The sequence below is a fragment of the Chitinophaga sp. sic0106 genome (assembly GCF_019219075.1).
In the GTDB taxonomy this organism is placed as follows: domain Bacteria; phylum Bacteroidota; class Bacteroidia; order Chitinophagales; family Chitinophagaceae; genus Chitinophaga.
Window position 1 is genome coordinate 174,493 of the sequence record NZ_JAHUWJ010000015.1, and the last position, 14,882, is coordinate 189,374.

Consider the following 14,882-nt stretch of genomic DNA (forward strand, 5'->3'; position numbering starts at 1 on the left):
GGGGAAGTAATTTAAAGGGTTAGGCAAATCACACATGAACAACCTGGATTACGAATATCATGAAAAAAATGGAGGGGGCAAAATGAAATCTTTCAAGGAAATACAAAAGAATCATAGCAGCCAGGAAATAGCTGAATCGCTCGTTTTCCCTGGCCCTAAGGACCCGGTTGAGCGTACGTCTACACTAACTGCTGCTCGTTAATGGTGTTTTCAAACAAGAGGATTTAGACGATAAAATCGAATATTGGTAGCATTGTCACCTTCATTCCATTTTCTTCATAAGTATCCCTTTGGTTTAGCGTAACAATATAGCCATCTTTTATACCAAGAGATTGCATCGCCTCCAGCAATCCGTTGTACTCCCTGCCAAAATTTTCGTCAGTAATTGTCAAACATACCTGAATCGCTTGTTTCACTGTATTTTTCTCCATGGTAATAAAGTCGCATTCTCCTCGTTCCTTGTAATAGAAGATATGCTTGTATCTGCGGCGCAAATGAAGGAATACAAGATTTTCCAAACGCCTGCCCAAATTATCACTTGTTGAAATAGAATTTTCAGTATACAATCCCATATCCATTACATATACCTTCTTAGGATTGCGTGCCTGTACTTTTAACGAATGGCTGAACAAAGGAATAAAGTCAAGCAGGTAAGCATCTTTTAGGTAAGAAAAGTATTCTAAGAATGTAGCGGGGGATTTGATATCAAACATTCCAACCAGTTTACTGGCGGACAGAAGATTTCCAATATTGGTAATAAGAAACGCTGTTAGCTGACGTAAGGTAGTAACATCCCTCACAGCATGCCTGACAGCAATATCTCTCATCAATACATCATCTACAAGCGTATTCAATACAGCAGGAATTCCCGTTTTGATGTATTCAGGTATTCCCCCCGTTTTAAGATAATTCATCACGGCCTCCTCCCCATTCACTATCTTTTTGAACCGGATAAATTCTGAATAGGAAAATGGAAATAGTTCCATGGACAAATGTCTGCCTGTTAAGTGTGTACCTAATTCGACACTAAGCATAGAAGCATTCGAACCAGTGATGAATACCTTGTAACCTTCACGCAAAAGTTGATTTATATATTTTTCCCACCCTACTACGATTTGTATTTCATTAAAGAAAAGAACTTTGAGACTTCTTCTCTCGATTTCCTGATGAAGACGGGCAAAGTCTTTCATATCAAAACCAGCCAATCTGATGTCATCAAAATTGAGATGCAGGGCATCCTGGTAATCTCTTCGGAGCAATTGTAACAGCAGCGTACTTTTACCACAGCGCCGAATACCAGTTATAATAGTAGCAAACGAATTAGCAACAGGAATGTCATTAAGCGCATCGCGCGTAAAACCGGATTCCTGATTAAAAAAAGTTTCCTTCTGCGAATCAATTACTAAAGCTATCTGGTCTTGTCTCAGCATTACGTGATAATTTTTACATATCTTTCAAATAAAATGAAAGATATCATTCAAATATAACAAAAGATATCTTTCATTTTATTTGAAAGATAATAAAAATCTGGAAGTCATACTGGCACTGTGAACGGGACGCAATCAAATATTAATTAAAACACATTTATTAAAACATGGATTTTAATAATTAAAAGGGGAATGTCGCAAAAAACAAAAGCCGGCAGATAGCCGGCTTTTACGCAATACATATTTTTCCTTCACCCTTACAACGGGCAATTCTGATGATAATCTATCAGCTCTATCGGCGCCGCTGCCAGCTCAATCCCTTTATAATACCTTTCAATCTCATCCAGCACTTCCACCACTTCTTCCTCGGTTTTAAGCGTCACCAGGCGGGCCCTGAACTGCTTAATATCCGGCAGGCCTTTCAGGTAACTGGCATAACAACCACGCATCTCGTTAATCCCCTGCACCGGTCCTTTCCATTTTACTGATTCATGGAGATGTTTTTTGCTCACCGCAATACGTTCTTCCAAAGTAGGACCAGCCATCAGTTCTCCGGTTTCTACATAATGCCTGATTTCACGGAAGATCCACGGATGGCCGATGGCAGCACGACCAATCATGATACCATCCACACCATAGCGGTTTTTATATTCCACTGCTTTTTGCGGACTGTTAATATCTCCGTTTCCGATAATCGGAATATGTATCCTTGGATTATTCTTTACTTTACCGATCAGCGACCAGTCGGCCTCGCCTTTATACATCTGGCACCTGGTACGACCATGAATCGCCAATGCTTTAATACCCACGTCCTGGAGGCGTTCTGCTACCTCTTCAATGTTTTTGGTATCATCGTCCCAGCCCAGGCGCGTTTTAACGGTAACGGGCAGCTTAGTGGCCTTTACACAGGCTTCCGTTAAACGAACCATCAGGTCCAGGTCCTTGAGGACACCTGCACCGGCACCACGACCCGCCACCTTCTTCACCGGACAACCAAAATTGATGTCCAGTAAATCAGGACTGGTAACGTCCACGATCTTCGCAGCCATGGCAAGGCTATCCTCATCTCCCCCAAATATCTGTATGCCGATCGGGCGCTCAAACTCAAAAAAGTCCAGCTTTTTGCGACATTTAATCGCATCCCTGATCAGCCCGTCGCTGGAAATGAATTCCGTATACATCAGGTCAGCCCCGTTCTCTTTACATACCACCCGGAACGGAGGATCACTCACGTCCTCCATAGGCGCCAGCAGCAAAGGAAAGTCAGGCAATGTGATGTTATCAATTTTTACCAATTGTAGTAGATTTTCAGCGGGCAAAGGTACGATTTTTAAACGAAAGCACCACGCAGCGTAGGCCGGCGGTAATTGCTTAAAAAAGGCCTACATTTAATACTTGCTTTGCATGGTACAATTATTGGCCCCTCGATCTCAAACCCTTGAATATGGAAAAATTTGATGCTATCATTATCGGATCAGGACAAGGTGGTAACCCATTAGCCCGGAAACTGGCAAAAAAAGGACTTAAAACCGCTATCATAGAAAAGCGCCTGATCGGCGGCACCTGCATCAACGACGGCTGCACCCCCACCAAATCCATGATCGCCTGCGCAAAAGCAGCACAAACCGTTCGCCAGGCAGCACAATGGGGCGTACACCTCGATCAGCAAAGCATCTCCATCGACCTGCCCTTCATCATCGAAAGAAAAAATAAAGTGGTTACTCAGTTCAGAAACGGTACCATCCGCTCCCTGGAAAGTGAACCTAATATCACCATCTACTACGGCACCGCCTCTTTCGCCGGCGTTAAAAAAGTGAATATCACCCAGCCGGACGATCAGGTGATGAGTATCGAAGCCAATAACATCTTCATAAACACCGGTGCAGATACGATAATTCCGGAGATCCCCGGATTATCGGAGATCCACTACCTCACCTCCACTACCATCCTCGATATTAAGGAAATCCCACCGGAACTCATCGTTTTAGGCGGAAGTTATATCGGCCTGGAAATGGGACAATTGTTCCAGCGCCTCGGCAGTAAAGTCAGTATCATAGAACCCGGCCCCCACCTGATGTCCAGGGAAGATACCGACGTAGCCGCCGTCGTGAAAAATATGCTGGAAGCAGAGGGCATGACCATCCACACCTCCTCCAAACCAGATAAAATATCTTCAGCAGATAATATCATTTCATTGGACATAGTGAGCGGCACTTCCCGTAAAACAATTACCGGCACACATCTGCTGGTAGCCACCGGACGCCGTCCTCAATCCGCTGAACTGCAATTAAGCAATACCAACGTCACCACCGATGAAAAAGGATTTATACAGGTGAACGACCAGCTGGAAACCACCTGCCCCGGCATCTACGCCATGGGCGACGTGAAACCAGGCCCCGCTTTCACCCACATCTCCTATAATGATCACCTCCTGCTCTATAAAAACCTCTTCGAAAACACACAACTCACTACCAAAACCCGGCAAATACCCTATTGCATGTTCACTGATCCGCAATTGGGACGCATCGGCCTTTCCGAAAAAGAAGCGGCCGACAAAGGCTACCCCTTTAAAGTTGCCTGCCTCGGCATGGATAAAGTAGCAAGAGCCATCGAAACAGGACAAACCACCGGCTTCATGAAAGCCATTGTGCACGCTGCTACGGATAAAATCCTCGGCGCCGCCATTATTGGTGAACAGGGGGGTGAAATCATGTCGGTAGTGCAAATGGCCATGGCAGGTGACCTTAGCGCTACACAACTGCGCGAAATGATCTTCGCACACCCACTGTATGCAGAATCTATCAATAACCTGTTTATGACCCTGGAGAAATAGGGCCATATATTGGGTATATAATTCCTCATTCGCATGATTCAACTTAGTAACGTCAGTAAATTTTTTGAGAACGGAAAAAATGCAGTAGATGATATTTCCTTTACCGTTAATGACGGAGAGATAATGGTGCTCCTGGGCACCAGTGGCTGCGGCAAAACCACTACCCTGCGCCTCATCAACCGCCTGCTGGACGCCAGCTCCGGCACGGTCGAAGTAAACGGAGAAAATGTAAAAAATATACCCGCCACTACGCTGCGTAAAAACATCGGCTACGTACTGCAAAACAATGGCCTGTTTCCCCACTACACCGTGAAGGAAAATATCAGTACCGTACCACAACTGCTTAACTGGCCCGAAGATAAAATCAATGCCCGCTGTCAAACACTCCTGCATAAACTGAAACTGGCACCCGAACAGGCCGACAGCTATCCACACCAGCTGAGTGGCGGACAGCAACAGCGTGTGGGCCTCGCACGCGCACTGGCAGCAGATCCGCCGGTACTGCTGATGGATGAACCTTTCGGCGCCCTCGACCCGCTCACCCGCTACGCCGTGCGACAGGAATTTAAATCCCTCGATGAGCTGCATACCAAAACTGTGGTGCTCGTCACGCATGATATAGAAGAAGCCTTTCAGCTCGGCGACCGCATCTGCCTCATGAACGCCGGCCGTATACAACAGGCAGGCCGCCCGGCAGATCTACTGTTCCACCCCGCCAACGATTTTGTCCGCAATTTCTTCGATAGTCAACGCACCCAACTGGAACTCTCCACCCTACACATCAGCGATATCTGGGACAGCATTCCAGAAGGATATAACCATAACGGGCATACGAAAATCACTGCGGACAGTTCCTGCTGGAAAGCCCTTTCCCTGCTGAGCGCCGGCCCAGTCATCGCCACCCACCAGGATACCACAAAAGAAATTACCGGCACTGCCATCATGCACGGATTACAAACCTATAAAACCCGCTAATGCGTATGGAACCAAAAACAGGATTCTTTGAGTTCATACAACAGGAGTCGGGCAAACTGCTGCAACAAACGCTTACCCACACCGGGCTTACGTTTATTTCCGTATTGATCGCCATTGCCATCGGTTTACCGCTGGGTATCCTCATCACCCGCCGCCGCAAGCTCTCCGGCATCGTGCTGGGCATCGCCGGCGTACTGCAAACCATTCCCAGCATCGCCCTGCTGGGATTCATGATTCCTCTGCTTGGCATCGGTGTAAAACCCGCCATAGTAGCCTTATTTCTGTATGCTTTACTGCCCATCATCCGTAATACCTACACGGGTATACGCGGCGTAGACCCCACCGTTACAGAAGCCGCCATCGGTATGGGTATGAGCGACCGCCAGCTGCTGCTCAAAGTACAGCTGCCGCTGGCCATGCCCGTGATACTGGCAGGCATTCGCACCGCCACCGTAATCAATGTAGGCGTAGCCACCCTCGCCGCCTATATTGCCGCCGGCGGTTTGGGAGAATTTATTTTCGGCGGAATAGCACTCAATAATACCGGCATGATCCTCGCAGGGGCCATCCCTGCGGCCCTGCTGGCTATATTGTTCGACTGGCTGCTGTCACTCCTGCAAAATATGAAAGGAAAGCAGTCACGGCAGCGCTTATACGCACTTCCGCTGATACTACTGTTGCTCTCCTCCTTTTACCTGCTGCCCATCGGCAACAGCGGCCCGCTCAAAGCGGGATTCACACCGGAGTTTATGGGTCGCCGCGATGGAAACCCGGGCCTCAGAACCGTATACGGCATACATGTAAATCCCCTCGTGATCAGCGACATGATCATGTACAAAGCCGCCTACGAAAAACACATCGACATCATCAGCGGCAGCAGCACAGACGGGCGTGGGAAAGCCTTTGACCTCGTGGTACTGCAGGACGACAAACATATCTTCCCGCCCTATTATGCCGCCCCCATCGTGAATAATACGGTGCTGGAAAATTATCCGGAGCTGGAACCTGCTCTAAACCTCCTGGCTGGTACAATTAATGATAGCATTATGACGGCACTGAACTACCAGGTAGATTACCTGAAGTATAGCCCGGAAAAAGTAGCCCGGGAGTTTCTGCTGCAAAAAGGCTTGTTCAAATCTGCCCGAAACGGCTCCAAAGGCACGATACGTATAGGTTGTAAGATTTTTGGCGATGGCTACATCCTCGCCAATATGTACAAAATGCTGATTGAAGGCCATACCGATCTTGCAGTAAGTACCAAACTGGGACTCGGTGGCACCAAAATTTGTTTCGATGCACTGAACAATAATCAACTTGATGTGTATCCCGAATATACCGGAACAGGGTTGCTCGCCATCCTCCAGACACCGGCAAATATTACTGACACACTGATAGCAAACAAAGACAAGGTATACGCCTACGTTAGCAGGGAGTTTGAAAAGCAATACGGTATTAAATGGCTTAAACCAATCGGCTTTAATAATACCTACGCACTAATGATGCGCCGGCAACAAATGGCAGACCTACAAATAAAAAGTATATCGGACCTGGCACTATATCTGAAAAAATAAAATAGTATGAATATTCTGGAAAAATATAAGACCGTAAGATCCCGTTCTGAATACATCTGCGCACCATTGAAAACAGAAGACTATGTAGTGCAGCCGGTTGTGGATGTAAGTCCCCCGAAATGGCACCTCGGTCATACCACCTGGTTTTTCGAAACCTTCATTCTCATGCCTAACGCACCCGGATATACGGAGTTTGATCCGCAGTATAACTTTGTGTTCAACAGCTACTATGAATCCGTAGGCGCCCGCGTGATCCGGACCGACAGAGGCAACCTGAGTCGCCCCTCCGTGGAAGACGTGATGAAATACCGCCGCCATGTAGACACTGCCATGGAAAAATTCCTGGCTGCACCCATGGAGGAAGACCTCGAAGCCCTCATGGTACTGGGTCTTAACCACGAAGAACAACACCAGGAACTACTGTATACTGATATCAAATATATCCTTGGTCATAACCCGCTGATGCCGCCCTACGATCCGGGCAGGCAGGCAACTGCTGCCCCCGGCGCTGATGCCCACTGGGTATCCATGCCGGAAGGCATTTACAGCATAGGGCACCATGGTAAAAGTTTTTGTTTTGATAATGAGTTAGGGAGACACCAGGTGTACCTGGCACCATACGCCATCAGTTCCGCTCCGGTGACGAATGCAGAATACCTGGAGTTCATTAACGCCGGCGGCTATACGGACTTCCGGCACTGGCACGCTGAAGGATGGGACTGGGTAAAAACCAATCACATCACCGCACCGATGTATTGGTACCTGATCGATGATAACTGGCACCAATATACCTGGAGCGGCCTGCAGCCATTGGAGCTGGATGCGCCGGTATGCCATGTAAGCTATTATGAAGCCTCCGCTTATGCCGCCTGGAAAGGCTTGCGACTCCCTACAGAATTTGAATGGGAAGCAGCGGCGGATAAGTTTCCTTGGGGACAACGCTGGGAATGGACAGAAAGCGCCTATCTCCCCTACCCTGGCTTCCGGAAGGCACCAGGCGCCATCGGCGAATATAATGGTAAGTTTATGGTAAACCAGATGGTGCTGCGCGGTGGCTCAGAAGTGACACCGCCTGAGCATAGTCGTAAAACCTACCGTAACTTTTTCCATGCACCACTGCGATGGCAGTTCACCGGCATCAGGCTGGCTAAAAACTAATCCAATTTTAACTGACGATACAATCATTGAGCTATGGCACACTCCACTGTAATTTCCACTCCGGCAACGGTATCCAGAAGCCGCCATACCAGCACTTTCTACAATGATGTAGTGCAGGGGTTGCGGGCACAGCAAAAATACCTGGACCCTAAATATTTCTATGATGCACCCGGCGATGTGCTCTTTCAAAAGATCATGCAATGCCCGGAATATTACCTCACCGCCTGCGAAATGGAAATCATGAAAGAGCAGTCGGCCGCTATCGCCGCCGCTTTTGATGAACATGCCAGCGACTACGACATCGTAGAACTGGGCGCCGGCGATGCCTCCAAATCTGTGCACCTGCTCAAACAGCTGCTGGATAACGGTGTAGACTATACGTATTTCCCGATCGATATATCCGGCAATGTGATACAGTTACTGGAAGAATCCTTGCCAGCAACCTTACCGGGCTTACAGTTTCATGGCCTGCAGGGGGAATACTTTGAGATGCTCAAGGTAGCCAATGACATCTCCCCGAAAAGAAAAATAATACTTTTCATGGGTGCCAACATTGGCAATTTCACCCCATTTGCTGCCCGCAGTTTCTGCCAGCAGCTCAGGCGCCACCTGCATCCCGGCGATTTGCTGCTCACCGGATTTGACCTGAAAAAACATCCGCAGTTGATACTACACGCATATAACGACGATGCCGGCATCACCCGCGAATTTAACTTTAACCTGCTCCGGAGGATCAACCGGGAACTGGACGCAAACTTTGACATTTCACAGTTTGAACATTATCCCACCTACGATCCGCAAACAGGCAGCTGTAAAAGTTACCTGATTAGCCTCACCCAACAGCAGGTACGTATAGGCGATAACGTTATAATAAATTTCAGGGAAAATGAACCGCTCTATATGGAGATTTCACAAAAGTATGATCCGGCGGAGATTGATCAGCTGGCGTCCCTCGGCGGGTTTACACCTGTAACCCGATTCAGTGATCACCGGAATTGGTTCAGTGATTATTTATGGCAGGCAATTTAATTTATTCTGAAAGGCAGGGCGACTGAAGGTCGCCCTGCCTTTCAGAATTTGATCAGCGCCGAAGGTGCTGATCAAATTCTGAAAAATTACGGCCAACAATTTAATATCCTCCTGATCGCTACGATCTCCCCGGTATGATAACTAGTATGATCCGCTATCAGCAACGCTTCCCGGAATAAATGCTGACCATCCCCATGTGGAAACGGTGCAAACAAATCCGCATCCGGCGCCTCCAGCAGCTTGATAAAATCATGTAACTCTTCTTTAATCTGCTCCAACGTATCCTTCCATTGTTTTTCATTTTTAGGAGCCGTTTCCTTAGGCCAGTAATCATGCGGCCAGTTCATTTCCTTGTAGTCAGGATTGCGGGAAAAATCAAGGATATCCCATTGGGCAATACGTATATGCTCCACCAGCTGCCAGATGCTGTAAGGCATATTGGGTGGCACTTCACCCAGCTTATCCGCAGGTATGTGCTTTACCGCATCCCAGAACGTAACATGCGCATTTCCCTTTAGCAGTAAGTCTTTGAGCGACTGTACCGTCTGTTTCTTCATATCCATATTATCATCTTTTAGGGTGTTATTGAATGTAAGATTTTTTTCCCTAAGCGATCCGTTAACTTTGCATGTTTTACGGAACATATGGACCAGAATTTTTGGAAAGATTTTATACAGGAACGAAAATATTACAAAGATATTCGTACACTGCCGGTAGTAAACCGGGAGCAAACGATCGCTAATTTTTTCGCAATCGGCGGCAAACGCGGCTGGTACTACACCAACTGGCTCTGGCATCTCCGTGGCTGGGCCGATAAGCTCATTGGTGGCCCGGGTATGAGGGGCAGAATAAATGCAAAAACCTTGGAGCCAGGTGATACCACAGACTTTTGGAAAGTTGTTATCGCCGACCGTGATAAGGGCATATTATTACTGGAAGCGGAAATGAAGGTACCTGGCCAGGCATGGTTATTATTTTTTTTGGGAGATGATAACCTTACACAAACGGCCGTTTATGTACCGGACGGATTGGCCGGTGAATTATACTGGTGGAGTGTATGGCCGTTTCATGGGTTTATTTTCCCAGGGATGATACGGGGAGTTGTTTCTCACAGAGAATAAGGGCGCATTGGCAGCATATTCATCCCGATTAAACTAAGTAGCCCCCGCTAATGGCGGGGGCTACTATCTGAATATCCTTTAGATCTTCGCTACTTGTGCAGCTTTTTGAGAGAACCTTTTAATTCGCTGGTTTTTCCAACAGCTTAAAGAACTGATCCAGCTGCGGCAGGATCACAATCCTGGTTCTGCGGTTAGCGGCTTTACCTTCCGGCGTGTCGTTGCTGGCAACAGGCACAAATTCGGAACGGCCGGCAGCAGTCATCCTTGCAGGAGGAATACCATACTGGTTCTGCAGGATGCGCACCACGCTGGTAGCACGTTTCACACTCAGATCCCAGTTATCCAGCAATACATTCGGCCGGTAAGGTACGTTGTCGGTATGGCCTTCTACCATGAACTCAATATCAGGCTGGTTCAGCAGTACTTTCGCTACTTTCCCCAATACATCTTTGGCCTTATCGGTTACCTCGTAGCTACCGCTTTTAAACAGCAGTTTATCGGAGATATCGATGTACACCACACCTTTTTCCACCTTAATGTTAATGTCTTTATCATCCAGGTTACCGATGGCACCTTTCAGGTTCAGCACCAGCTGCATATTCAGGGAGTCCTTGCGGGCGATAGCGCCTTGCAGGTCTTTGATATAGGCGTCTTTGGCACCAATATTATCCAGTGATTTTTTGATACTTTCTGCCTGGCTGCTGGAGATCACCGACAGCTCTTTCAGATGGTCCAGCATCTGCGTATTATTGGTTTGCAGTTGCGTTTGTTTTTCTGTGAGGCTGGCCACACGGTCCTTATAGGCAGCGGCTGCCCGGGCGGCGTCCTCATCACAGCGTTGCAATTTAGCTGTAGCGTCTTTATACAGGCTATCCAATCGTGCGTTTCTTGCCTCCGATTCCCTCAGCTTACGTGGAGCTGAACAGGAAGCAAGTACAGTTGCTGCTGCAAGTACCGGCAAGACATATCGTTGTATTGTCATAAGATTGAGAATTTAGAAATCTTAAAAAAAATTATGATAGGTTAACGGGCTGGACGTTGGCAATTTAAACACCTAAATGCAAATAACAGGCCGAAGACACCTATTCTTAACAAAATCTTGTAAATGAGTATTAAAATTTGATTAGTTACAAATAAATAGATATTATTGTATGCATATATCTGTTTATTGCATAATGATTCGCACCCGCCGCTTGCGGCCCATATCTTCAATATAAACTACATATGTTAAGTTCTCCAAAGTATTATTACATTCGTATAGAATGTGTTCGCTAGCTTTAGATAGTTTTAAACGGGTTTCTAAGTATTAATAATTAACTTACCCGCCAGCTTGTTCACTGTATATATTCCATTAATGACGAAATAGTATGAGAAAGGTGGTTTCTTCGGGTCAACCAACAATAAAAGAAATTGCGAAACGACTCAACATATCCGTATCTACCGTATCACGTGCCCTGCATGACCATCATAGCATTGGTCTGAGAACAAAAGCACGCGTACAGCAGCTTGCGGCCGAACTGGGTTATGAACGTAACCAGACCGCCATTTTTTTTCAGCAAGGTAAAACCTTTACCATCGGTATTCTTTTACCGGAATTATCAGAAGCTTTCTTTTCCAGCGCCATCAGCGGCATCGAGGATACCGCCTACAGCAACAACTACACGGTATTATTGGGGCAATCCCATGATGATGAAGCCCGCGAAAAGCAGATCATTCAAAGTATGAAGCAACATCGTGTAGATGGCTGCATTGTATCTATCGGTAAAAATACCCGCAACTACGAGCATTTTGAAATGCTGCGCCAGGCAAAAATTCCGGTAGTATTCTTTGACCGCATTCCTGACCTCCCTAATATTCATTCTGTGTCATGCAACCTGGAATCAGGCACCGTGCAGGCAGTTGATTTCCTGCTTAAAAAGGGACATCGCGTAATTGGAATGATCAATGGCCCGGAACAACTGGTAGCCAGTGGAGAGCGCGCGGCAGGCTATATGCGTGCCCTTCATAAGCATCGTCTTAAATATGATCCTGAACTGATCGTCAACGCAGATCTCACGGCCGCCGGCACCGCCGAAGCCATGAAACACTTACTATCTCTCAAAAGAAAAGTAACTGCTGTTGTAACTTTTAATGATTATGTTGCGATGGATGCCGTGCAGTATGCACTCAAACAAAAATTGGAGATAAATAAAGATATTACTTTTGTATCTTACGCCAATACACCGGTCAGCAGCTACACGGCCTACCCGCCCGCTGCCTCGGTAGAACAGTTTCCGTACGAACAGGGACAAGCCGCCACCAACATGCTCCTGAGCATATTAAACGGCGATCACGACTTCAACGATTACCAACAATTAATTATGGAATCGCAGTTAGTATTGCACACCTGATCTTCGGCCGCAAACCTTGCCATAGTTGCTCCCTATGGCAGGTTCCACGACGCTGTTCACTGTTCTTAATTAAAATTATTGTTCACTGTTGGCGTATTCAATACGCTTGCTCACTGTAACTTAAATAACGCATTTAGAAAAATGCGGAAGTTGTTCACTGTTTGCTTGTTCACTGTTGTTCGGCGCGTTAATTGTTCACTGTATTGCGCCTAATCGTTCACTGTCTAAATAAGCTGCTTTTCATGCGGGAAGAAATCTCTTTCTTCTCTTTCATACCACTAGTTTAAGCAAATGTTTTTAGAATTCTGCTACGCAAACGCTTGCGTTAACCACGCAAGCGTTTGCGTAATTGGCAAAATCCGGTATTTTTTCTTATCCTTACCTTCGGAAACTCTTTAACAAATATGCCATCAATGAAAAAAAATTTACGCAAGTACCTGAAACCCTTACTGCCAGCCATTCTGCTATCAGCCACCGTCCACGCTCAAACCAAAACCACACCTGCAAAACCTGAACTGGTGTACCACGATGCGATGGAATTTCCTGTGATAGATAAGTATCACAATGAACCAAACTACAACCGCATGCCGGAAAAATTCAAAGCCACCGTGCGCCCGATAATCTGGTCACTCAGCCTGAACTCCGCCGGCATTGCCATCCGTTTCCGTTCCAATGCCAACACCATCGGCGCCAAATGGAAAGCGAAAAATAATGCGGCTCTTAATAATATGTCGCCAATAGGCGTCAAAGGCCTGGACCTCTATGCCCTCGTAAACAATCAATGGCAGTTTGTCAACAGTGGCGTACCAGAAGGCAACGGCGGCAGCTTCCAACGAAACATCCTTACCAACGGTGAAAATGTAGCCCGCGAATACCTCCTCTTCCTCCCCCTTTACGATGGTGTGGATTCCTTATCTATCGGCGTAAACGCAGGCGCTGAAATAACCAAACCACAAACCACTACCCTGCTGGATAAAAAGCCAATCGCCTGGTACGGCAGCAGCATCGCACAAGGCGCCAGCGCCTCCCGCCCCGGTATGGCCTTTACCAATATCCTTGTGCGTAAACTGCAACGCCCTGTCATTAACTTCGGCTTTAGCGGCAACGGCACCTTCGAAACTACCGTCGGCGAATCCCTCTGCGAAATGGACGCAGCACTGTTCGTAATCGACTGCAACCCGAACACCCAGCCGGAAGAAATCTACGACCGCTCCGTGAAACTGGTGCAACAGATCCGCAAATGCAGACCCAATGCGCCCATTCTCCTCGTTGAAAACTTTATTTACGAAAGCGGTTACTTCAATCCGATCGTAAAACAAACCTCTCTGAAAAAACAGGCAGAACTAAAAAAAGCATTCGCTGAACTGCAAAAACAAGGCATCAAAAATCTCTTTTATCAAACCGGCGCCGGACTCATTGGCAACGACCATGAAGGCACCGTGGATGGCGTACATCCCAACGACGTTGGCATGGAACGCTTTGCCGCACAAATGTTACCTATACTCGATAAACTTACTAAAGGCAAACCTTAAAGTCTGTACATAAATTCTATTGTTTTATGAAAAGCATCTATGCTTCCCTGTTAGTGCTGGCCACAGCCTTCAGTACCACAGCCCAGGCTGCACCTGCCGGTGACTCCGTACACATTGCCGGAATGCCGTCCGCAGGTTATTGGCTCAACAAGCCTGCCGTGTCAACTGCCGCTGGCAATCGCCTTTCTATTACTGCCGCTAAAGGCACCGACTTCTTTCATTACGGTGGTGGCGACTTCAAAGCCACCAACGCTCCTATCCTGCTGTTTCAGCCGGATGCCGACTTTACCGTTACCGCTAAAGTAAAAGTAGGATTCAACGATACCTACGATGGTGGCGCCATCTTCGTGTATGCCGATAGCACACACTACATCAAGTTCCTCTTCGAAAAAAGCCATTATGGCAACCTCTCCGTTTGCTCCGGTGTTACCAACACCTATACGGACGATGCTACCAACGCCGTTTCCAGCACCAACGAAGTGCTGATGCGCCTTAGCAAAAGAGGTAATTTCTATGGTATGTTCTACTCCCTGGATGCCGGCAAAACATGGACAGCGGCCCGGATGGTAAACTTCAACCCCGGTGGGAAAATTCAGTTAGGATTCTCTTCACAGTCGCCCCTGGGCGCTAAATGCGAAAGCATTTTCTCGGATATCAAATACAAGCCTACCGGCTTTAAGGATAATAAAAACGGGGAATAAAAAAAGAGGAGCACATCGTAGTCATGGTCGGAAGAAATTCCGACCATTTCTTTATGTTTTGAAGTAAATATCAGGATTTCCGCCACATAAGACAACGATTTGAGCAATTGCCAGATCCCTGACTTCCATAGCCATGCGCCTTTTT

The 14,882-nt window shown here is 47.0% G+C and carries 13 protein-coding genes; 9 read left to right on the forward strand and 4 right to left on the reverse strand.

Annotation, left to right across the window (positions count from 1 at the left end; all coding sequences use genetic code 11):
- Positions 1-224: 224 nt before the first annotated feature.
- Positions 225-1,430, reverse strand: coding sequence for an ATP-binding protein (locus KW844_RS20940; RefSeq protein ID WP_218378737.1), 1,206 nt, complete (start codon positions 1,428-1,430; stop codon positions 225-227).
- A gap of 254 nt (positions 1,431-1,684) precedes the next feature.
- Positions 1,685-2,722, reverse strand: coding sequence for a tRNA dihydrouridine synthase DusB (gene dusB / locus KW844_RS20945; RefSeq protein WP_218378760.1), 1,038 nt, complete (start codon positions 2,720-2,722; stop codon positions 1,685-1,687).
- A gap of 149 nt (positions 2,723-2,871) precedes the next feature.
- Here dusB and KW844_RS20950 point away from each other — a divergent pair, with 149 nt between their 5' ends.
- The 5 genes from KW844_RS20950 to KW844_RS20970 are packed head-to-tail and all read left to right on the forward strand — an operon-like array spanning position 2,872 to position 8,993.
- The gene (locus KW844_RS20950; RefSeq protein ID WP_218378738.1) at positions 2,872-4,260 is read left to right on the forward strand and encodes a mercuric reductase; all 1,389 of its coding nucleotides are present in this window, start codon (positions 2,872-2,874) and stop codon (positions 4,258-4,260) included.
- 33 nt (positions 4,261-4,293) lie between these two features.
- Positions 4,294-5,235: an ABC transporter ATP-binding protein gene (locus tag KW844_RS20955; RefSeq protein WP_218378739.1), complete on the forward strand. Its 942-nt coding sequence runs from the start codon at positions 4,294-4,296 to the stop codon at positions 5,233-5,235.
- Positions 5,236-5,240: 5 nt separating this feature from the next.
- Positions 5,241-6,806 carry an ABC transporter permease/substrate-binding protein gene (locus KW844_RS20960; protein ID WP_218378740.1) on the forward strand — a complete coding sequence of 522 codons (1,566 nt, stop codon included), beginning with the start codon at positions 5,241-5,243 and terminating at the stop codon, positions 6,804-6,806.
- 6 nt (positions 6,807-6,812) lie between these two features.
- Positions 6,813-7,964, forward strand: a complete 1,152-nt coding sequence (egtB, locus tag KW844_RS20965; RefSeq protein ID WP_218378741.1) for an ergothioneine biosynthesis protein EgtB — start codon at positions 6,813-6,815, stop codon at positions 7,962-7,964.
- A 33-nt stretch (positions 7,965-7,997) separates the two neighbouring features.
- Positions 7,998-8,993 (forward strand): L-histidine N(alpha)-methyltransferase, encoded by a 996-nt coding sequence (locus KW844_RS20970; RefSeq protein ID WP_218378742.1) that lies wholly within the window; start codon positions 7,998-8,000, stop codon positions 8,991-8,993.
- A gap of 86 nt (positions 8,994-9,079) precedes the next feature.
- Here the strand turns inward: KW844_RS20970 and KW844_RS20975 are convergent, their stop codons facing one another.
- On the reverse strand, positions 9,080-9,550 hold the full coding sequence (locus KW844_RS20975) for a DinB family protein (protein ID WP_255578562.1): 471 nt from the start codon (positions 9,548-9,550) through the stop codon (positions 9,080-9,082).
- Between the two features lie 87 nt (positions 9,551-9,637).
- Here KW844_RS20975 and KW844_RS20980 point away from each other — a divergent pair, with 87 nt between their 5' ends.
- On the forward strand, positions 9,638-10,114 hold the full coding sequence (locus KW844_RS20980; RefSeq protein ID WP_218378744.1) for a DUF2867 domain-containing protein: 477 nt from the start codon (positions 9,638-9,640) through the stop codon (positions 10,112-10,114).
- A gap of 118 nt (positions 10,115-10,232) precedes the next feature.
- Here KW844_RS20980 and KW844_RS20985 read toward each other — a convergent pair whose 3' ends face one another.
- The gene (locus KW844_RS20985; RefSeq protein WP_218378745.1) at positions 10,233-11,096 is read right to left on the reverse strand and encodes an OmpA family protein; all 864 of its coding nucleotides are present in this window, start codon (positions 11,094-11,096) and stop codon (positions 10,233-10,235) included.
- A 385-nt stretch (positions 11,097-11,481) separates the two neighbouring features.
- On the opposite strand from KW844_RS20985, the gene KW844_RS20990 reads away from it, so the two are divergent.
- From KW844_RS20990 to KW844_RS21000, 3 genes are all read left to right on the forward strand, one after another.
- A complete protein-coding gene (locus tag KW844_RS20990; RefSeq protein ID WP_218378746.1) occupies positions 11,482-12,504 on the forward strand; it encodes a LacI family DNA-binding transcriptional regulator in 1,023 nt (340 codons plus the stop codon).
- Positions 12,505-12,917: 413 nt separating this feature from the next.
- Positions 12,918-14,036: an SGNH/GDSL hydrolase family protein gene (locus tag KW844_RS20995; RefSeq protein WP_218378747.1), complete on the forward strand. Its 1,119-nt coding sequence runs from the start codon at positions 12,918-12,920 to the stop codon at positions 14,034-14,036.
- A 26-nt stretch (positions 14,037-14,062) separates the two neighbouring features.
- A complete protein-coding gene (locus KW844_RS21000) occupies positions 14,063-14,737 on the forward strand; it encodes a DUF1349 domain-containing protein (protein WP_218378748.1) in 675 nt (224 codons plus the stop codon).
- Positions 14,738-14,882 lie beyond the last annotated feature (145 nt).